Annotated in this window: 18 protein-coding genes; 7 read left to right on the plus strand and 11 right to left on the minus strand. The window is 61.4% G+C overall.

The window, feature by feature from the left end; translation table 11 throughout:
* Positions 1-27 precede the first annotated feature (27 nt).
* Both OC71_RS08860 and OC71_RS08865 read right to left on the minus strand, forming a co-directional pair.
* Positions 28-2,274 (minus strand): ATP-binding protein, encoded by a 2,247-nt coding sequence (locus OC71_RS08860; RefSeq protein WP_041067333.1) that lies wholly within the window; start codon positions 2,272-2,274, stop codon positions 28-30.
* Positions 2,271-2,885 (minus strand): biliverdin-producing heme oxygenase, encoded by a 615-nt coding sequence (locus OC71_RS08865; RefSeq protein ID WP_041067336.1) that lies wholly within the window; start codon positions 2,883-2,885, stop codon positions 2,271-2,273. Before OC71_RS08865 ends, OC71_RS08860 begins: the two co-directional genes overlap by 4 nt.
* A 274-nt stretch (positions 2,886-3,159) precedes the next feature.
* Here OC71_RS08865 and OC71_RS08870 point away from each other — a divergent pair, with 274 nt between their 5' ends.
* The gene (locus OC71_RS08870; RefSeq protein WP_041067339.1) at positions 3,160-3,780 is read left to right on the plus strand and encodes a LysE family translocator; all 621 of its coding nucleotides are present in this window, start codon (positions 3,160-3,162) and stop codon (positions 3,778-3,780) included.
* Here OC71_RS08870 and OC71_RS08875 read toward each other — a convergent pair.
* The gene (locus OC71_RS08875; RefSeq protein WP_041067342.1) at positions 3,777-4,190 is read right to left on the minus strand and encodes a VOC family protein; all 414 of its coding nucleotides are present in this window, start codon (positions 4,188-4,190) and stop codon (positions 3,777-3,779) included. The two genes, OC71_RS08870 and OC71_RS08875, sit on opposite strands and share 4 nt — an antisense overlap.
* Positions 4,191-4,374: 184 nt before the next feature.
* Between OC71_RS08875 and OC71_RS08880 the strand changes: the two genes are divergently transcribed.
* Genes OC71_RS08880 through OC71_RS08890 form a run of 3 tightly spaced genes read left to right on the plus strand, consistent with a single transcriptional unit; the run spans position 4,375 to position 6,908 of the window.
* Positions 4,375-5,457: a bifunctional transcriptional activator/DNA repair enzyme AdaA gene (locus tag OC71_RS08880; protein WP_041067344.1), complete on the plus strand. Its 1,083-nt coding sequence runs from the start codon at positions 4,375-4,377 to the stop codon at positions 5,455-5,457.
* Between the two features lie 31 nt (positions 5,458-5,488).
* Entirely contained in the window at positions 5,489-6,286 is a 798-nt protein-coding gene (locus OC71_RS08885; RefSeq protein WP_041067347.1) for an isocitrate lyase/phosphoenolpyruvate mutase family protein, read from the plus strand.
* A gap of 1 nt (position 6,287) precedes the next feature.
* A complete protein-coding gene (locus OC71_RS08890; RefSeq protein ID WP_041067350.1) occupies positions 6,288-6,908 on the plus strand; it encodes a DNA-3-methyladenine glycosylase in 621 nt (206 codons plus the stop codon).
* A 95-nt stretch (positions 6,909-7,003) separates the two neighbouring features.
* Here the strand turns inward: OC71_RS08890 and OC71_RS08895 are convergent, their stop codons facing one another.
* From OC71_RS08895 to OC71_RS08905, 3 genes are all read right to left on the minus strand, one after another.
* Entirely contained in the window at positions 7,004-8,101 is a 1,098-nt protein-coding gene (locus OC71_RS08895) for an extracellular solute-binding protein (RefSeq protein WP_041067353.1), read from the minus strand.
* A gap of 2 nt (positions 8,102-8,103) precedes the next feature.
* Complete coding sequence (aguA, locus tag OC71_RS08900) at positions 8,104-9,225, minus strand: agmatine deiminase (protein ID WP_041067356.1); 1,122 nt, start codon at positions 9,223-9,225, stop codon at positions 8,104-8,106.
* Positions 9,226-9,323: 98 nt separating this feature from the next.
* Positions 9,324-10,208 (minus strand): LysR substrate-binding domain-containing protein, encoded by an 885-nt coding sequence (locus OC71_RS08905; protein ID WP_041067359.1) that lies wholly within the window; start codon positions 10,206-10,208, stop codon positions 9,324-9,326.
* A gap of 232 nt (positions 10,209-10,440) precedes the next feature.
* Here OC71_RS08905 and OC71_RS08910 point away from each other — a divergent pair, with 232 nt between their 5' ends.
* Positions 10,441-10,929, plus strand: a complete 489-nt coding sequence (locus OC71_RS08910) for a GFA family protein (RefSeq protein WP_041067362.1) — start codon at positions 10,441-10,443, stop codon at positions 10,927-10,929.
* A 124-nt stretch (positions 10,930-11,053) separates the two neighbouring features.
* On the opposite strand, the gene OC71_RS08915 is transcribed toward OC71_RS08910, so the two are convergent.
* The 3 genes from OC71_RS08915 to OC71_RS08925 form a co-directional block, all read right to left on the minus strand.
* A complete protein-coding gene (locus OC71_RS08915; protein WP_041067365.1) occupies positions 11,054-12,340 on the minus strand; it encodes an ATP-binding protein in 1,287 nt (428 codons plus the stop codon).
* Positions 12,341-13,048, minus strand: coding sequence for a response regulator (locus OC71_RS08920; RefSeq protein WP_027613172.1), 708 nt, complete (start codon positions 13,046-13,048; stop codon positions 12,341-12,343).
* 218 nt (positions 13,049-13,266) lie between these two features.
* Complete coding sequence (locus OC71_RS08925) at positions 13,267-13,875, minus strand: tRNA-(ms[2]io[6]A)-hydroxylase (RefSeq protein WP_041067368.1); 609 nt, start codon at positions 13,873-13,875, stop codon at positions 13,267-13,269.
* A 159-nt stretch (positions 13,876-14,034) separates the two neighbouring features.
* On the opposite strand from OC71_RS08925, the gene OC71_RS08930 reads away from it, so the two are divergent.
* Positions 14,035-14,898 carry a universal stress protein gene (locus OC71_RS08930; RefSeq protein WP_041067371.1) on the plus strand — a complete coding sequence of 288 codons (864 nt, stop codon included), beginning with the start codon at positions 14,035-14,037 and terminating at the stop codon, positions 14,896-14,898.
* A 209-nt stretch (positions 14,899-15,107) separates the two neighbouring features.
* Here OC71_RS08930 and OC71_RS08935 read toward each other — a convergent pair whose 3' ends face one another.
* Positions 15,108-15,578 (minus strand): DUF1289 domain-containing protein, encoded by a 471-nt coding sequence (locus OC71_RS08935; RefSeq protein WP_041067373.1) that lies wholly within the window; start codon positions 15,576-15,578, stop codon positions 15,108-15,110.
* Between the two features lie 467 nt (positions 15,579-16,045).
* Between OC71_RS08935 and acnB the strand changes: the two genes are divergently transcribed.
* On the plus strand, positions 16,046-18,655 hold the full coding sequence (gene acnB / locus OC71_RS08940) for a bifunctional aconitate hydratase 2/2-methylisocitrate dehydratase (protein WP_041067375.1): 2,610 nt from the start codon (positions 16,046-16,048) through the stop codon (positions 18,653-18,655).
* Between the two features lie 52 nt (positions 18,656-18,707).
* Here acnB and OC71_RS08945 read toward each other — a convergent pair whose 3' ends face one another.
* Positions 18,708-20,354 (minus strand): SulP family inorganic anion transporter, encoded by a 1,647-nt coding sequence (locus OC71_RS08945; RefSeq protein ID WP_041067377.1) that lies wholly within the window; start codon positions 20,352-20,354, stop codon positions 18,708-18,710.
* Positions 20,355-20,444 lie beyond the last annotated feature (90 nt).

Here is a 20,444-nt window from a genome sequence, read left to right on the forward strand (position 1 = left end):
GCCCCGTTTAACGAGGCACGGATTTTCTCATTCACCGGTAAGCATCGCCGGCACGGTAAACCGAAACTCCGTGCCCTCACCCGGCTCACTGCTGGCCTCGATGCGCCCGCCATGGGCCTCAACAATCCCCTGCGTGATGTACAAACCCAGCCCGGTTCCGGTCGGGTTGCCCTCCTTCACCGTCCAGTAGCGGTCAAACACCCGCGCCAGGTTTTCCTTGGGAATGCCTTCACCGGTATCGCGCACCGTAAACACGATTTCCCTGCCGTCAGACTTGGCCAGTACGCCCACCGAGCCTTTGCGCGGGGTGAACTTGATCGCGTTGCCGATCAGGTTCGACAGCACCTGAAACAGGCGCTCCGGGTCGGCATGAATTTTCAGGTCGGGATCGGCCTGAAACGAGATGCTGATGTCCTTGTCCAGCGCCAGCGGCCCAAGCAGGGATTGGGTTTCCTCGAACATCTGCCCGACGTCCAGGGTCTGCGGGGCGATGGTGTAGCGCCCGGCGTCGATTTTCGAGGTGTCGAGCAAGTCTTCGAGCAGCGTGTTCATCCGCCCGGCGGCCTGCTGCATGGTGTCGATCGCGGTGGAGATGCGCCGCGAGGTGTGCGGGCCATCTGAGCTGAAGGTCTTCTGCATCATGCCGCAGAGCATGGAAATCACGGTCATCGGATTGCGCAAATCGTGGGAAACCACTGCCACCAGCTCATCACGGGCGCGCACCGCTTCCTGCTCGCGGTGCACCTGCCGGGCCAGGTCGTTTTCCAGTGCGGAGCGGCGCAGGTCATTGGCCGCAAACAGATCGCCGTGGCTCCATTTGGTGGAGATCCCGGCCATCTCGACTTTCCAGATTTCGAACGAAGTGCGCGGGCGCAGACGCAGGCCGGCATCGGAGTTTTCCAGATCCAGCGGCTTGCGCGGATCACCGCTCCAGTTGATGTTCTCCTTGACCTCGGGGCGGAACCACAACACGCCGTTGTCCACCGGTTTGGGCAGGCTCATGGCGAGCACGCCGCTGGCCACTTGCTGAAATTGCGCGGCTGGCGGGTAGACGCTGGCCAGATGATGACTGGCGAACACCGGCTCGCCGGTTTCCTGCAACCACTTGTGCAGGGCGCGAATGTCTTCCGGTTCCGGGCAGTTGCCGTAACGGTGCAACTGCTTGTCTTCGATGATCGCAATGCCCCCGGCCCCGGCCAGCGCCATCAGCACTTGCGGTTGCTGCGCCAGACCATCGAAGACATTTTCCGGCGAGTCGATCATGGCTTGATTGAGCAGCGTCAGCGCCTCGACCTTTTCTTCACGCTGACGGCTGAGTTCCAGCGCCTCCATCGCGCTGATCTGCAGCGACAGCACCTGACCGATGGTCTGACAGGCACTGCGCAACTCGTGCGGCACATGCAGCGGCTGGCGGTTGCCACAGCTGATCAGGCCCCAGAGTTTGTCGCCCTTGAGCAGCGAGATGCTCATCGACGACAGAACGCCCATGTTCTTCATGTACTGACAATGAATCGGCGAGACGCTGCGCAGGGTGGCGAAACTCAGGTCCAGCGGGGTCTGGGTGTCCGGGCGCAACTTGGGCACCAGCGGCACCGGCTGGTAATCGGCATTGGGGATGATCCGCAGCCAGTTGGTGCGGTACAGCTCGCGCGCTTGCTCGGGGATGTCCGAGGCCGGGAAGAACAGGCCGTTGAACACTTCCATCGACGGATCCGACGCCTCGGCGATCACCTGACCGTGGCCCTCCTCCTCGAAGCGGTAGATCAGCACCCGGTCGTAACCGGTCATCGCCTGGATTTCCTTGACGCTGATGTCGTACAGGGCCTGCAATGTGGTGGCTGCTTGCAAGCGCTGGAGCATGCGTCCCAGATGGGTCTGGTTGCCGGCGACATTACGCGGCTGGAAGTTTTCGACGTGGATTTCCAGTTCCAGAATCAACACGCCTTGATGACGGTGCAGCAGACCTTCGAACGCGGTGCCGTTGAGGCGGAAATGCAGCGGTCCGGCATCGGCGAACACCGGTTGCTGCAGCGCATCGCGCACGGCGGCGGCAGGCGCTTCACCCAACAAACTGTGCAGCGGCTGGCCGATCAGCTCCTGCGCCGGCCGTGCCAAGAGGGTCTCGACGTTGGCGCTGATCTGAATGATTTCCAGCGCCGGCTCGCTCAGGGTCAGCAGCAGGCCATGGGGCTGGATGGCACCCGGAAAGCGGATCGGTTCGTCGGCACAGTTGGCCAGCAGTTCTTCAAAGGCTTCTTGGTCTTGCGGGTTCATGCCAGTACCTCCCGGCTTTCGAGCCAGCGCTCGAAACAACTGAATGTGGACTGGGCCGCCGCAACCACGGCTTCACGTTCATCCGCACTCAGCGGTCGACTGCCCAGGTAATCAATGAAATCGCGCCAGCGGCGGCCGGTGGCAGCGCCGTAAACGTCGAGGAATGCCGCGCCATTGTCGGCGTCCAGGCTCAACCGCGAAGCGATTTCGCGACGCAGGATCTGCCCGCCGAGGGTTGCCCCTTCCAGCACGTACAACACACCCAGGCAAGTCGGCCCGGAGTCGATCACGGGCAACGTCTGACACTGTGGCAAACGGGCGATGGTCTCGGTCGTAAGGCCCAGAGCCTGCAAATCATCGAGCAAAATCTGCGATTTGAGGCGTGGCGCAAGATCGAAACCCACCGGGATCGCGCCGCTGTCGAGCAATGCGCTTTCCAGTGGCCGATAAAAGCCGTAATAAGCCTGCATCAACCGTACGAAAGCGTTGGAATCGAGGGTATTGGAGAAAAAAGGAAGACGTTTTTCCAGTGCGATGTGCAGTTCGGCAGTGCCGGCTCGCAGATCTTGCAGCACCGGCGGCACATAAACTTCACGGGCCTTTGCTTGCATGTAAATCGCTCTTGGTGGGGCCGCTTCGGGGCCGGCAGGGTGTTTGCAGCTTTGGACGAATATTACACGGCAAACGCCTTTTTCTGACTTGGCGCATAGATTTTTCTGACGAAACCAGCGCCTTCAGACTTTTGAGAGTTCCGGCCAATCGGAAAAGTTCGACTTGATTGAAGGGACTGCCAAGGCTGTACCGCGACAGCGCCGCGAGACTGTATGGGTCAACGCGGCCGCCGCCTGTGGTAAAAATGCGGCATCGCTTCTGGAGCCCACATCCATGGATCTCGCCACGCTTACGCTGTTTCTTCCGGCCTGCTTTGCCTTGAATATGGCCCCCGGCCCGAACAATTTGCTGTCGGTCAACAATGCCACCCGCTATGGCTATCGCCGGGCCTGCGCCGCCGGTATCGGGCGGATTATCGCGTTCGCCGGGATGATCGCCCTCGCCGGCGCCGGACTGTCAGTGGTGCTGCAGACCTCGGAATGGCTGTTCCATGCGATCAAGATCATCGGCGCGGCGTATCTGCTGTACCTGGCCTGGCAACTGTGGCGAGCCAATCCTGAGGCCGAGCAGCAGGTAGCGGGAGCGTCGGTGGGGTTCTGGCGGCTGGCACGTCAGGAGTTTCTGGTGGCGGCGGGCAATCCGAAAGCGATCCTGCTGTTCACCGCGTTTCTGCCGCAATTCGTTGATCCGAGCCGCCCGGTGCCGGCGCAATTCGCCGTGCTCGGTGCACTGTTCCTGCTGCTGGAATGGATCGCGATCGGCGCCTATGCGTGGATGGGCCTGCACATGCGCCGCTGGTTCGCCGAGCCGCGCGGCAAACGGGTCTTCAACCGTTGCTGTGCAGGGCTGCTGTCGGCGGCCGCTTCAGTGCTGTTGTTCGCCAAACGTGCTTAAGCCTCGGACGGGCCTTTGAGTTCGACCTGATTGCCGTCCGGGTCGAAGCAATACAGCGACAGGCCGTAGCCCTCGGCGCCGAAGCGTCTGGCGGCTTTTTCCACGGTCAGGCCGCAGGATTGCAAGTGGCTGACCAGCGCCGCCTCGTCGAACGGGTCGATGCGCAGGCAGAAATGATCGACGTTGCGCCGCTCGGTACCGGCTGCACCGCCGCCCTTCCTGCCCAGCTCGCCTTGCAAGTTGACGAGATCGATCATCGAAGTTCCGGCGCGCAGGTGCACCAGACCCAGTGGTTCGTTGTGTCTGACCACCTCGGCACCGAAGACCTGGCGGTAAAAATCGATACTGCGCTGCAGATCGGCGACACGCAGGACGATGTGATCAATATGTTGAATCGAAAACGGATGCATGAACTCGACACCTCACCCACTCTGTAGGAGCTGCCGCAGGCTGCGATCTTTTGCTTTTGATTTTAAGAAACAAGATCAAAAGATCGCAGCCTGCGGCAGCTCCTACACGGTAGTTCAGAGGTTCTGGAAATTCACTGTCGATTTTTCGGTGGAGCCATCGAAATCCTGGATTTAAGCTCTGGCCATGAACATACAAACCGCACTGCTGCCGCCCCACGCCGAGATGGTTCGCGCCATGCTCGAACGCGACACCGCCTACGAAGGGGTGTTCTTCACGGCCGTGAAAACCACCGGGATCTTCTGCCGCCCCAGTTGCACGGCGCGCAAGCCGAAGCCGGAAAACGTCGAATTCTTCGCCCATGCCGATGAGTGCCTGAGCGCCGGTTATCGCGCCTGCCTGCGCTGCAAACCGCTGGACGCTGCAGCCATCGCACCCGATTGGGTGCAGCGCCTGCTCAAAGCCGTCGATGCCGACCCGGAAGTGCGCTGGAGCGACGCCCAGTTGCTGGCCGAAGGCATCGAACCGCTGAAGCTGCGACGCTGGTTCAAGCAGCATTTCGGCATGACCTTCCATGCATGGCTGCGCACCCGCCGGCTCGGCATGGCGCTGGGCGGCATTCGCCAGGGCGCCTCGATCGATCACGCGGCGTTTGACTCCGGCTATGAATCGCTCAGCGGTTTTCGTGACGCGTTCCAGAAATCCTTCCACATCACCCCGGGCCGCGCGGCCAACAGCGAACCGCTGCTGTTCACCCGCCTGACCACACCACTGGGGCCGATGATCGCCATGGCCGAACGTCGGGGACTGGTGTTGCTGGAGTTTCTCGACCGCCCGGCGCTGACCCGCGAAGTCGAGGAATTGCAGGCCCGTCACGGCTACGTGGTCGCACCGGGGCACAATGCGCATCTGCAGCAGATCGAACAACAACTGAAGGAATATTTCGCCGGCACCCGCAGCGTCTTCAGCGTGCCACTGCACCTGCCCGGCAGCGCGTTCGACCGGCAAGTCTGGGACGAACTGCTGAACATCCCCTTCGGCCACACCAGCACCTACGGTGCCATCGCGGCACGTTTGGGCAAACCCGGCGCTAGTCGCGCGGTGGGGTTGGCCAACGGGCACAATCGGTTGTCGATCGTGGTCCCGTGCCATCGGGTGATCGGTGCGGATGGGTCACTGACCGGCTATGGTGGTGGGCAGCCGCGCAAGGCGTTTCTGCTGAGGCTGGAAAACGCTGCGGTGCAGCTCACACAACCCCTGGCTTTCTGACGCTTTGCACCACTCACAAGAAGGAATCTCGATGAACGCGCTCGACACTCGGTTCCACCAGTTACACCAGGAAGGTCTGCTGATCCTGACCAACGTCGCCGACGCCACTGGCGCGCGACTGGTCGAGCACGCGGGCGGTAAAGCGGTCGCGACCAGCAGCGCGGCAGTCGCTTGGGCGCATGGCTACCCAGACGGCAACACCCTGCCCCTCGAGCGGTTGATTTCAACCGTGGAATCCATCGCGCGGGTGATCCAGGTGCCGCTGAGCGTGGACATCGAGGCGGGTTATTCCGATGACCTTGGCCGTGTGGCCGAAGTGGTCGATGCGGTGCTCGCCGCCGGTGCGGTCGGGATCAATATCGAGGACGGCAGCGGCGCCCCGGAACTGTTGGCGCGCAAGATTGAAATGGCTCGGCAAGTCGCTCAGAAGCGTGATGTGAAGCTGTTCATCAATGCGCGCACGGACGTCTACCTCAAGGGTCTGGTACCGGCCGAGGATCGCGTCGCCGAAACCCTGCGCCGTTCGGCGTTGTATCAGGCGGCCGGGGCCGATGGGCTGTTTGCCGCTGGCGTGACCACCGCTTATGAAATCGAGGCAATCTGCAAGGGCACGTCACTGCCGGTGAATGTGCTCGGCTTCGCCTGCCTGCCCTCGCCGACCGAGCTGCAAGCCCTGGGCGTGCGGCGTTTGAGCGCCGGGTCCGGGATCGCCGAATTCCTCTATGGCGCGATGGGTGCGCTGGTGAAAAGCTTCCTCGCCAGCGGCAAGCTCGATACCCATGATCTGAAGGCGCTGACCTACGGCGAAGTCAACGGTCTGCTGAAATAGCATGCCGGATCGTTATCAGGCGGCCAGTGAGTTTCTGGCCGCGCTCGACGAGGACTGGCAGCACCACATTGCAACCGTCGGCCCCTGCCTGCATCAACCGCACCCGACGCGTGATCCGTATCAGTCGCTGGTGCGGGCGATTGCCTATCAGCAACTGCACGCCAAGGCCGGGGACGCGATTGTCGGACGCCTGGTGGCGTTGTTTCCCGGGCAGACGTTTCCCCGGCCTGAACAGATTCTCGCGACCGACTTTGATCGACTGCGCGGCTGCGGCTTTTCGGCGGGCAAGATTGCAACGATTCAGGGCATCGCCCAGGCAACGCTGGACGGCGTGGTACCGGATTACCCCATCGCGCGGGCGATGGACGACGAGACGTTGATCGAACGTCTGGTCAGCCTGCGCGGGGTTGGCCGCTGGACGGTGGAGATGCTGCTGATCTACAGCCTGGAACGCATGGATATTTTGCCAGCGGATGACTTTGGCGTGCGCGAGGGCTATCGCCGATTGAAGGGGCTGGAGGTGCAGCCGACGCGCAAGCAAATGATCGAGATCGGCTTGGCGTGGAGCCCGTATCGGACGGTGGCGGCCTGGTACCTGTGGCGCGTACCAAAACCCCTGTAGGAGCTGCCCGAACCTGCGGCAGCTCCTACAGGGGAATGCGTTGCAAAGGTGGGAGCGAGCCTGCTCGCGAAGGCGCCAGTTGATTCAACCTCAAATCAGAGACCTGACTTCAACTTGCTGAACGCCCGAATCAAAGCCCGATTGAACGCCTTGCCATTGTCATTCTTGCTGTACAGCGAAGCCCGCACCGCCGCTGACGGGTACGTACCCGGATCATTGCGGATCGACGCATCAACCAAAGCATCCGCCGCCGTGATCGCATTGGCGTAGTGGATGGTGTCAGTGATCGGCGCGATCACCTCAGGCGTCATCAGATAATCCATCAACGCCAGCCCGGCCTGCGGATGCGGTGCATCCTTGGGAATGACCATGGCGTCAAACCAGATCAACGTGCCCTCTTTGGGGATGCGGTAGCTGAGCTGGAACGGCTTGTTCGCCGCTTGCGCCTGCCCTGCTGCAATCGCCACGTTGCCGTTCCACGACATCGCCACGCAGGTGTTGCCGTTGGCCAGGTCGCTGATGTTCAGGTCGTTGTCGAAGTAACGGATGTACGGGCGGATCTTCGCCAGTTGCTGCTCGGCGAGTTTCAGGTCATCGAGGTTCTGCCGGTTGATGTCCAGGCCCATGTACTTCATGACCGCCGCGAACACTTCGTTCGGATCGTTGAGCAGACTTACCCCGCAATCGGCAAATTTCGCCACCACGGCCGGGTCAAACAGCATCGCCCAACTGTCGGTCGGCGCCTGCGGCAGACGCTGCTTGATCGCCTGCTCCTGATAACCCACACCCGTGGTGCCCCAGGCGTATATCCCGGCGTAGCGGTTGCCCGGATCGAACACCGCCATGTGCTGGCGAAACTCCTCGCCAACCCCGGCAAAGTGCGGCACTTGCGCCTTGTCCAGCGGCTGGATCGCCCCACTCTCGATGGCCCGCGACAGGTGCTGGCCGGCGGTCAGCACCAGGTCATAACCGCTGCGCCCGGTGAGCAGTTTGGTTTCCACGGTTTCCAGCGAATCGAAGTGATCGGCGACCACCTGAATGCCGGTCTGCGCTTCAAAATTCTTCAGCGTATCCGGGGCCAGGTACTCGCCCCAGATGTACAGATTGACCACCGGTCGGGCGGCGTCGGCGGCCTGCACACACAGGGGTGCAAGCACCAGCAATAACGCTTGAGTCAGTTTGTGCAGGCCCATCATCACACCCCCTTGCGATTAGACGTGCCGGCGTATTGCGGCATGGTGATGCACGCGACGTTGCCGCCACCGAGGAGGATTTCCCGGGAATTTTCGATGCCGACGATCTTGTGCTGCGGGAACAGTTCGGCGAGCGTCGCCATGGCCACCTGATCGTTGCGATCACCGAACAGCGGTACCACGATCGAACTGTTGCCGGCGTAGTAGTTGATATACGACGCGCAGATTCTGGTGCCAGCCTGACGGGTATGGGTGCTGTCCTGCTGATCGAGGCCTTCGGCTTCCTCAGCGGTCCACTCCAGCACGTCCGGTTGCGGCAGCTTGTGCACGATCAACTCGCGGCCACGGCTGTCACGGGTGCTGCGCAGGATGTCGTAGGCCTCTTGATAGATTTCCCATTGCGGATCGTCGCGGTTGTCGGTCCACTGCAGCACCACTTCGCCGGGGCGGACGAAGCAGGCGAGGTCATCGACATGGCCATCGGTTTCGTCGAACTTGCAGCCGCGTGGCAGCCAGATCACCTGTTCGGCGCCAAGGTAATCGGTCAGGCGCCGAGTGACTTCCTCCTTGCCCAGATGCTGGTTGCGATTGCGGTTGAGCAGGCACTGTTCGGTGGTGAGGATGCTGCCCTGACCGTCACTCTGGATGCCGCCGAGTTCGGCAATCAGCGGTGCGCGGTAACGGTCGAAGCGCTCGATTTCGAGGATCTTGCTGGCGATCTGGTCGTCCTTGTCCCACGGGTAATACAAGCCACCGTCGAGGCCGCCGTAGGCGTTGAATTCGAAGTCGACGCCACGCACTTCGCCGCTTTCATCATTGACCACAAAGCACGGGCCGCTGTCGCGAAACCAGGTGTCGTTGCAGGTCATCTCGACCACGCGCACTTGCGGCGGCAATTGCCGACGCGCCGTGGCAAATTGCGCGGCGGAGGCGCAGACCGTGACCGGTTCGCTGTGGGAGATGGCGGTGACGATCTGCACCCAGACTTTCTGCGCCGGTTTCGCGCCGTTGCGCCACACGTCGGTGCGCTCCGGCCAGCCGAGCCAGCAGCCGGATTTGGCTTCGAATTCGCCGGGCAGACGGAAGCCGTCGTGTTTGGGGGTGGAGTCGAGCAAACGTGCCATGGTCAAACCTCGTCTTGGGTGGGGAATGACCACAGGCTAAGGTCGCGGACGGCAGGCCCGCCAACGATGATTATTGCGGAACCGTTGAATTCAACTCATCAATCGCTCAACTGATCGTTGAACCATTCGAGCATCTGCGCCACCGCCGGACGCTCCAGCCGCAGCCGTTCGCAAACCAGCGCGTATTGGCCGAGCGCGGTCATGCTCGCACTGAACGGCCGCACCAGTCGCCCGCTCAGCAGGTCCTCCTGCGCGGTGAGGTTGTCGCCCATCGCCACGCCCTGCCCCTGCGCCGCCGCTTCCAGCGCCAACCCGGCATGGGCGAAATACAGCTGACGCTGCGGGCGCAGATCGCCGGCGTGGCTGGTGAGCCACGTTGTCCAGGTCTTGCCATCCTGATCGTCGTGCAGCAGGCAATGGCGCATCAAGTCCTTCGGCGACTTCAGAGCGCCCTGGTTGAACAGCCCGGGGCTGCACACCGGGAAGAATTGCAGCGCCGGCAACGGCCGCACGAAGTAGGAACTGCTGTCTGCAGGTCCGATGCCGTAAGTGATCGCCAGATCGATGTCCTCGCCCGGCGCGCTGGCGTCGATCGGCTGTTCGTAGAGATGCAGGGTGATGTGCGGATAGCGCGCATAGAAATCAGTGAGGCGGTTCATCAGCCACTTCTGCGCCAGTTCGGCGGTGACCGCCAGACGCACGACCGCCAGCGAGGATGGATCGCGCAGTTCATCGCAGGCCTCGCCGATCAATTCGAAGGCCTGCTGCAGGCTCTGCATCAGGCGCCCGGCGGCAATGGTCGGGCGGATCTGCCGGCCTTCGCGGATGAACAGCGAGACGCCGAGCTGCTCTTCGAGCTGACGGATCTGGTGGCTGACGGCGCTGTCGGTGACGCACAGCTCGGCGGCAGCCCGGCCGAAATGCGCGTGGCGGGCGGCGCATTCGAAGGTTCTGAGGGCGGCCAGTGAGGGGAGTCTTCGCATGGGTTGGGGTGCCTTTTTTGGGGACATGCTGACCGGGCCTTGAGCAGGCGTCCAGTGGCTCCGCGTTATCGTTCATCGCTGGCAAGCCAGCTCCCACAGGTTTTGTGTCGAATGGCAAAGCCGCGCACACCAAAAAATCACTGTGGGAGCTGGCTTGCCAGCGATGGCGTCGGCACATTCACACAATTCTTCTAGGCTCATTCAAACCCATCCAGCCAACCGGAGGCCCCTCATGCACCTCGAAGGCTCTTGCCACTGCGGCGCCGTCACCTTCAGCCTGACCAGCGCCCATCCCTATCCCTATCAACGCTGCTACTGCTCGATCTGCCGCAAGACCCAGGGCGGTGGCGGTTACGCGATCAACCTGGGTGGCGACGCGGCCAGCCTCAAGGTTCAGGGGCGCAAGCACATCAGCATCTACCACGCGAAGATGAAGGAAGCAGGTGAAAAACGTGCCCATCGCAGCACGGCCGAACGGCATTTCTGCTCACAGTGCGGCAGCGGTTTATGGTTGTTCAGCCCTGAGTGGCCGGAGCTGATCCACCCGTTCGCCTCGGCCATCGATACGCCGCTGCCGGTACCGCCGCAACACACGCATTTGATGCTGGGGTCGAAGGCGCCTTGGGTCGAAGTGGATGCCAAGCCCAAGGACAAACAGTTTGCGGTGTATCCCGAGGAGTCGATTGCGCAGTGGCATGAGCGCTTGGGGCTGGTCAAATGAGCATGGATTTGCGCTGGCTTTGATGGCCCTATCGCTGGCAAGCCAGCTCCCACAGGTTTTGTGTACGCCGAGAAACCTGTGGGAGCTGGCTTGCCAGCGATAGGGCTGGAACCGACAACGCAGATCAGTCCAGATGCGCCCAGGTCATCCGAAACGACGCCCCACCCCACACTGATTCCCCGACCTCGACCTGCCCGCCATGGGACTGCGATACCCGTCGCACCAACGCCAGACCCAGCCCAAAGCCACCGGTACGCCGGTCGCGGCTGGCATCCAGTCGCGAGAACGGTTCGAAGATCTTCTCCCGGCCTTCCACCGGCACCCCCGGACCATCGTCGTTGACCCGCACTTCGTAGTAATCGCCGCTGCGCACCAGCGTCACCTCGACTCGCTGCTCGGCATAACGAATGGCATTACGCAGCAGATTGATCACCGCCCGCGCCATGAACCGCGGCTCAATGCGCACGGTGTCGAGCCGGCAGTCACCAATCAGCAACTGCACCCCCGCCGCTTCCGCCTCCAGCGCAACGCTGCCGACCACGCTGTCGAGCCAGTTGGCCGCTTGAATGTTTTCGCGCTTGATCACCGTCGCACCGCGTTCGAGGCTGGCGTAGGTCAGCAGTTCGGAGACCATTTCTTCCAACTCGCCGAGGTCGGCGTACATGTCGGCGATCAGTTCGCGGTTCTGGCTGGCGTCCGGCTGTTGCTTGAGCTGGTCGAGTTCAAACGACAGCCGCGCAATTGGCGTACGCAATTCGTGGGAGACCGCGTTGGTCAGCTCGCGCTGATTGGCGATCAGGCTCTCGATGCGCGCCGCCATCAGGTTGAAGTGTTCCGCCAGATCGCGGATGTTCGAGCGTTTCGACAGTTGAATGCGCACCGACAGATCGTTATCGCCAAAGCGCTCGGCGGCCAGACGCAGTTTTTCCAGATCGCGCCAGTGCGGGCGTACCCAGAAGAACAGCACGATGCCGATGAGCACCGCGAGCATCGCGTAAGCCACCGCGATGTAGAACGGCATCAGGCTCGGTTCGGGCGGCAGCTTGATGCTGAGCAGTTGCGAGCCACCGTCGATGTTGCTGATGAATTGGGTGTAGTTGTCGCGGATCACCAACAGGTTTTGCGCCAGTTCGGCCTTTTCCTCGGTGCTGAGGTCCAGTTGATCGGCTTCGATCAGCTTCAGCGACAAGCCGTAGTGCGGGCGCAACGCTTCCAGCTGCTGTTCACGCGCCGCGCCTTGCTGATCGCGCATGTGCTCGACCAGTGACCACGCCTGCCCGCGCACCGCCTCACGGTTGTAGGCCTGCATCTGATTGTCGAGCAACGCGTTGAAGGTGTGTTCGACAGTTTGCAGAGCCAGGACCAGGCCCACCGTCATCACCAGAAACAGCCCGAGGAATAACCGCAGCATCTACAGCTCCCACGCGAATGGATTGAACAGGTAACCCTTGCCCCACACGGTCTTGATGCACACCGGCTCACGGGGATTGTCCTTGAGTTTGTTGCGCAACTTGCTGATGTACACGTCGACGCTGCGATTGAGCCCATCGAAGGCGATACCGCGCATGCGGTTGAGGATGTCATCGCGGGACAGGGTTTTGCCGGCGGCGCTGGCCAGCAGCCACAGCAGCTCGAATTCCATGGTGGTCATTTCGATGATCTCGCCAGCCAGCCGCACTTCGCGGCAGCTGCGGTCGATGCTCAAGCGGCCGAACTCCAGCGCACTGACCACGCCGGCCTCCGGCATCTGCCGACGCTGCAAGGCGCGTAGCCGAGCGAGCAATACCGGCGGCTTGATCGGCTTGATCACGTAATCGTCGGCGCCGGATTCCAGGCCGAGAATGTGGTCGAGGTCGTCTTCCTTGGCGGTGAGGATGACAATCGGCGTGTCCGACACGCTGCGGATTTCCCGGCACACGTGCAGCCCGCTCTGCCCCGGCAGCATCAGATCAAGCACCACCACTTTGGGCTGGAATTCGAGAAACGCGGCCACCGCCAGATCGCCGCGATGCACCGCGCGCACCTCGTAGCCATGCTGCTCGAGAAAGTGCGCAATCAGCGTGGCCAGACGTTCATCGTCTTCGACCAGCAGGACTTTGCCAAAACCCAGGTTATCCATAACGACCGTCTGCCAACCCATGTGTGAAATGGTCGACAGTATGGCGGCAATCGTCGGCGAGGCGTTGTTTCGGGCAGCAAAAACCGGCCGCAGGGGCCGGTTTTCGGTGATATTTCATACTCTTAAGAGTTTTTAACAAGTAGGAGCTGCCGAAGGCTGCGATCTTTTGATTTTTGAAACAAGATCAACAGATCGCAGCCTTCGGCAGCTCCTACAGGTTATGCGGCAGCCGGCACACCACTGTGAAAGCGGAACTCGTCATCCGGCGACTCGATCAGTTCCTGCTCGGCAGCACGCACCTTGTCGATCACCTGAGCGATGTCCTTCGCGTCGCCGTACTGGTAAGCCAGTTTCAGATAACCCTGGAAGTGCCGCGCCTCGCTTTTCAGCAGGCCGAAATAGAACTTGCCGAGTTCTTCGTCCAGATGCGGCACCAGCGCTTCGAAACGCTCGCAACTGCGCGCTTCGATGAATGCGCCGACCACCAGCGTATCCACCAGTTTCACCGGTTCGTGGCTGCGCACCACTTTGCGCAGTCCCGAGGCGTAGCGCCCGGCGTGCAGCTGGCGCAGCTCGATCTTGCGGCGTTTCATGATGCGCATGACCTGTTCGTGGTGCACCAGTTCTTCCCGGGCCAGACGCGACATCATGTTGATCAGGTCGACGTGGGAATGGTACTTGGCAATCAGGCTCAGCGCGGTGCTGGCGGCCTTGAACTCGCAGTTCTTGTGGTCGATCAGCAGGGTTTCCTGATCGGCCAGTGCGGCCTGGACCCAAGCGTCGGGTGTGCGGCAGCCAAGGAATTCGTGGATTTCGGGAAGGATCATGAGGCTCACGGTAAAAGGTGTACGAGCAAAGGCCGCCGATTATACCGGCCTGCCCGCAGACCACCAGTCGCAGGCGTTGATATGCATCAAGTCGCAGGCGCATGAGCAGCAACTATAGTTGTGCAACGCCGTGCCTTTTCTTTGCTGGAGACTCCGCTCATGCAAGCCATTCGCAGCATTCTGGTGGTCATCGAACCCGAACATTCGGAAAGCCTGGCGCTCAAGCGCGCCAAGTTGATCGCCGGCGTGACCCAGGCCCATCTGCACCTGCTGGTGTGTGACCGCAAGCACGACCACGCCGGCATGCTTGGCGTGCTCAAAGCCGCACTGCTGGCGGATGGCTACAGCGTGACCACCGAACAGGCGTGGAACGAAAGCCTGCACGAGACCATCATCGACGTGCAGCAGGCCGAAGGTTGCGGGCTGGTGATCAAACAGCACTATCCCGACAGCGCGCTGAAAAAAGCTCTGCTGACCCCGGCCGACTGGAAACTGCTGCGCCACTGCCCGACTCCGGTGCTGTTGGTGAAAACATCCACCTCCTGGAAAGACCGAGTGATTCTTGCGGCTGTGGACGTGGGCAATGCCGATGGCGAACACCGGCATTTGCACACCACGATCATTGATCATGGCTACGACATTGCCAGCCTGGCCAAGGCGCATCTGCATGTGATCACGGCGCATCCGTCGCCCATGCTCTCGGCCGCGGATCCGACCTTCCAGCTCAAGGAAACCATCGAAGCGCGGTACCGCGAGCAGTGCAAGGCGTTTCAGGCCGAGTTCGATGTGGACGACGAGCACCTGCATATCGAGGAAGGCCCGGCGGATGTGTTGATTCCGTTCATGGCGCACAAGCTGCAGGCGGCGGTGACCGTGATCGGCACCGTGGCGCGCAGCGGGTTGTCAGGCGCGTTGATCGGCAATACCGCTGAAGTGGTGCTGGATGCACTGGAAAGCGACGTGCTGGTGCTCAAGCCGCAGGAGGTTGAGGATCATCTGGTGGAGTTGGCGGTGAAACACTGAGGATTACGGTGCCTGAACCGACGCCTTCGCGAGCAGGCTCGCTCCCACAGTTGGAATGCATATTCCTGTGGGAGCTGGCTTGCCAGCGATAGCGGTGGCTCAGTCAACATTGATATTGGATGCACCGCCCTCATCGCTGGCAAGCCAGCTCCCACTACATTTTGCACTCCACTCCGATCATTGTGGGAGCGAGCCTGCGCGCGAAGCTTCTAGGCGCCGAAGGCGTCTTTCAGAAAGCCGGGGGCGATATAGCGCTGATAATGCGCTTCCGACAACAGGAAGAATTCCCGATCAATGGCATCGCGCAGTTCCGGCAGGTTCCAGTCGCGGAACTCCGGCAGCAACACCATCCCGTAGGCCTCCAGATTAATGATCACCCGCGCCCCGCGAGCGATCAGCTGATAGGCCCAGCAATATTCCGACTGATGCGGTACAAAGCGGATCTTGCGCTGTTCCAGCTGCTGGCGCAGACGCGCCGAATCGAAGATCTCGACCTTGCTCGCCATCACTTGTGACAGCAATTGCTCCAGACGCAACCACACCGCACGCTTTTCCTCCTCGCCGTAACCATTCCAGTGGATCACTTCGTGGTGGAAACGCTTGCAGCCACGGCACACCAGATCTCCGTAAACAGTGGAGCAGAGGCCGACGCAGGGGGTCTTGATGGTCTGATTGGGCATAAATTGGCAAAACACTGAAACGCGGAACAGGCCGGCATGTTAGCCCTTTGTCGGCCATTGATCACCCCTCAAACGTCAGGGGCAAGCGCTGGCTCGCGGTTTGCCTCGCCCGCGCACAACGCCACCAAAGTCCAATAGAGCGCGACTTACCTTTAAATTTTTTTTGCCGTAGAATCAGCCAGCCTTTTAAGGCGCCAATGTCCGTTAGAAGCTGTTTTCAAAGCGTCACGAGCACAGTCGTTCCTTCAGAGCGGTGTTGGCGAAGGGTTTTTCCAGCGGGGAAAAGCCCAACGCCAACCCTCATCAGCTCCCCGTTCTGCAGGCGTAAAACTTTGAAAGCAGCTTCTGTAAGGAATTGCCGGTAATTCTGGCCAAACGACTCACAACGTCGTGCGGTGCATGAGTACGGCAGTTTCGGGATGAGCGTCCCGGACACCCATTTGGGACCACTGATGAGGGTAATAACTGTGCTTGAAGCCTACCGCAAACATATCGAAGAGCGTGCAGCCCTGGGTATCGTTCCCCAGCCGCTTAACGCCGAACAAACTGCAGGCCTGGTCGAGCTGCTGAAGAATCCTCCGGCTGGCGAAGAAGCTTTCCTCGTTGACCTGATCACCAATCGCGTACCACCAGGAGTGGACGAAGCCGCTTACGTCAAAGCCGGTTTCCTGTCGGCCCTGGCCAAAGGCGAAGTCACCTCCCCTCTGCTGGACAAGAAGCGCGCTGTAGAACTGCTCGGCACCATGCAGGGCGGCTACAACATCGTGACTCTGGTTGAACTGCTGGACAACGCCGAGCTGGCGCCAGTGGCTGCCGAAGAACTCAAGCACACCCTGCTGATGTTCGATGCCTTCCACGACGTGGCTGAAAAAGCCAAGAACGGCAACGTTCACGCCAAAGCCGTGCTGCAATCCTGGGCTGACGGCGAGTGGTTCAAGAAACGCCCTGTGCTGGCCGACAAGATCAGCCTGCGCGTATTCAAGGTCACCGGCGAAACCAACACCGACGACCTGTCCCCGGCACCAGACGCCTGGTCGCGTCCTGACATCCCGCTGCACGCCCTGGCCATGCTGAAAATGGCCCGTGACGGCATCGTTCCGGACGAGCAAGGCAAGACCGGCCCGATGAAGCAGATCGAAGAAATGCGCGGTCAAGGCTTCCCGATCGCCTACGTCGGTGACGTGGTCGGTACCGGTTCCTCGCGTAAATCGGCGACCAACTCGGTCCTGTGGTTCTTCGGCGACGACATTCCTTACGTACCGAACAAGCGCGCTGGCGGTTTCTGCTTCGGCAGCAAAATCGCTCCGATCTTCTACAACACCATGGAAGATGCCGGCGCACTGCCAATCGAGTTCGACGTGTCGAACATGAACATGGGCGACGTGATCGACCTGTACCCGCACGCAGGCAAAGTCTGCAAGCACGGTACCGACGAAGTCATCACCACCTTCGAAATGAAGACCCCTGTGCTGCTGGACGAAGTCCGTGCCGGCGGTCGTATTCCGCTGATCATCGGCCGTGGCCTGACCGAGAAGGCACGCGCCGAACTGGGTCTGCCTGCGTTCGACCTGTTCAAGAAGCCGGAAGCACCGGCTGAAAGCACCAAGGGCTTCACCCTGGCGCAGAAAATGGTCGGCAAGGCGTGCGGTCTGGCAGAAGGCAAAGGCGTTCGTCCTGGCACCTACTGCGAACCGAAAATGACCACCGTAGGTTCTCAGGACACCACCGGTCCGATGACCCGTGACGAACTGAAAGACCTGGCGTGCCTGGGCTTCTCCGCTGACCTGGTGATGCAGTCCTTCTGCCACACCGCAGCGTATCCGAAGCCGATCGACGTGACCACCCACCACACCCTGCCTGACTTCATCATGACCCGCGGCGGCGTTTCCCTGCGTCCGGGCGACGGCATCATCCACTCGTGGCTGAACCGCATGCTGCTGCCGGACACCGTGGGTACCGGTGGTGACTCGCACACCCGTTTCCCGATGGGCATCTCGTTCCCGGCCGGTTCCGGTCTGGTCGCGTTCGCCGCTGCCACCGGCGTCATGCCGCTGGACATGCCGGAATCGATCCTGGTGCGCTTCAAAGGCAAAATGAAACCTGGCATCACCCTGCGTGACCTGGTTCATGCCATTCCTTACTTCGCCATCCAGAACGGTCTGCTGACCGTCGAGAAGAAAGGCAAGAAAAACGCCTTCTCCGGCCGCATCCTGGAAATCGAAGGCCTGGAAGGTCTGACCCTGGAACAGGCATTCGAACTGTCCGACGCCTCGGCCGAACGTTCGGCTGCCGGTTGCACCATCAAGCTGTCGAAAGAGTCGATCACCGAGTACCTGCAATCCAACATCACCCTGCTGCGCTGGATGATCGGCGAAGGCTACGGCGATGCACGTACCCTGGAACGTCGTGCGCAAGCGATGGAAGCCTGGATCGCCAACCCGCAACTGATGGAAGCCGATGCCGACGCCGAATACGCCGAAATCATCGAAATCGATCTGGCCGAGATCAACGAGCCGGTACTGTGCGCGCCGAACGATCCGGACGACGCCCGTCTGCTGTCCAGCGTCGCTGGCGAGAAGATCGACGAAGTGTTCATCGGTTCGTGCATGACCAACATCGGTCACTTCCGCGCTGCCGGTAAACTGCTGGACCAGGTCAAGGGTCAGCTGCCAACCCGTCTGTGGCTGTCGCCGCCGACCAAAATGGACGCTCACCAACTGACCGAAGAAGGCTACTACGGCATCTACGGCAAGGCCGGCGCGCGCATGGAAATGCCAGGCTGCTCGCTGTGCATGGGTAACCAGGCACGCGTTGAGCCGAACAGCACCGTGGTCTCGACGTCGACCCGTAACTTCCCGAACCGTCTGGGCGACGGCGCAAACGTCTACCTGGCTTCGGCCGAACTGGCGTCCGTGGCTTCGATCCTGGGTCGCCTGCCGACCGTCGAGGAGTACATGGAATACGCTGGCAAGATCGACAGCATGGCGGCCGATGTTTACCGCTACCTGTCCTTCGACCAGATCGCCGAGTTCCGTGAAGCGGCTGCGAACGCCAAGATTCCGGTCGTTCAAGCCTAACGCTGCAACGCAATGAAAAAACGCCGCCCATCGTGAGATGTGCGGCGTTTTTTTATGCCTTGAGTTTGAGGGCTTGCTGCACCGCCCCATCGACGCTCAGCCCGCTGAGTATCACCCCGTTGGCCGTTACCTCCGGCAACGCCTCCAACGCGACCAGCGCTTCCTGTTTGAGCCGCGCCAGAATCAGCCGCTTGCCCTCCTGATGCACCCGCAGGAAAAACTCCTGCATCGCCTCGATACTGGTGCCGTCCAGGTCCGGGGTTTCCTCCAGACTGAGGATCACCGTGTGCAGCGGCACTTGCGAATGACGAATCAAATGCAGCGCCGCACCGAGAATCCGCTCCACATTGGCAAAGAACAATGCCTCACTGGGCCGCACAATCAGCACTCCCGGCTCAACCGTCGCCGTTGGATGTCGCTGCAAATCGACAAAATCGTGCCCGCCGTCGATTCGCCCGAGCACCTGAATGTCCGCCGCCGACATCTGTTTGAGCATCAGCAACACGCTGATCGCCACCGACACCAGCAAGCCGTCGAGAATGCCCAGCACCAGCACCGCCCCCACCGCGCACAGCACCAGCAGCCGATCCCGGCGCCAGACGAAGTAGCGCCCCAGCGGCTGCAGACTCAAGCCACGCGCCAGCGCATGAGTCACGATGGCCGCCAGAATCGGCTCCGGCGTCAGGGCGATCCATGGCAACACCGTCAGCACGATCACCAGCACCATCAGCGCCGCCACGCCACCGGCCCAGCGTGACGTCGCCCCGGCCGCCTCGTTCGCCGACGTCGCCGAATACCCGGCCCCCGCCGGCATGCCATGGAACAATCCAGACAACAGATTCGAGGCCCCCAGCGCCAGCAGATCACGGTTGGAGGTCACACGATCACCGTGTTTGAGGGCGAACGCACTGATCGAGCCGTACGACTCTGCATACAGAATCATCACCAGCGCGAACCCCACTTCCCCTAGCCGCAGCCAGTCGGCAAACGGCAGCACCGGCAGGTTCGGTACTTCCAGGCTCAGGTCGATCAAGCCGATCAACTTCACACCGTGGGCCGGCAGGTTCAGCCATTGCCCGGCGACGATACCGATCACTACCACCAGCAAACCGCCGGGCACCCGTGGAAAACGGGAGAACAGGCTCAACAACAGCAGAGCCACCGCAGCGACAGCCGCCGCCGGCCAGTTCCATTGCGGCAGTTGTTCGAGCAATTGCGGGGCGAAGCGCACCAGATTGGCGTCGGTCAGGTGCACGCCGACCACGCTGGCGACCTGTTTGAGGATGATCGTCAGCGCCAGGCCAAAGGCGAAACCGCGCAATACCGGTTTGGCGATAAACGAAGTAACGCTGCCGAAGCGAAAGATCCCCGCCAGCAAGAACAGCCCACCGGTGACCAGTACCAAGCCGACCGCCAGCGTCGCGCGTAACTGCGGGTCGCCATTGGCCATGGTCGCGGTGGTCGCCGCCAGCACCGCCGCTGACGAAGACGTGGCCGAGACAATGGCAAAGCGGCTGGTGCCAAACAGTCCGTAGCAGAGCAATCCGGCAAACAGGGCAATCACGCCGGCCTGCGGCGCCAGCGCGGCGATGGTCGAATAGGCGACCGCTTCGGGCAAGAGCAGCCCGGCAATCGACAGGCCGGCGAGGATGTCACGCCAGCGATTGGTGGGTTCTACCGGTTGGGCCGTACTCGACAATCCACTGTCTCCAGACGAAAAAAAGCCGCTGTGCATGAGAGATGCGCAGCGGCCTACTGTAGCTGAAAAGCGAAAGATCGCAGCCTTCGG

This window comes from Pseudomonas sp. W15Feb9B (assembly GCF_000828175.1).
In the GTDB taxonomy this organism is placed as follows: Bacteria; Pseudomonadota; Gammaproteobacteria; order Pseudomonadales; family Pseudomonadaceae; genus Aquipseudomonas; species Aquipseudomonas parakoreensis.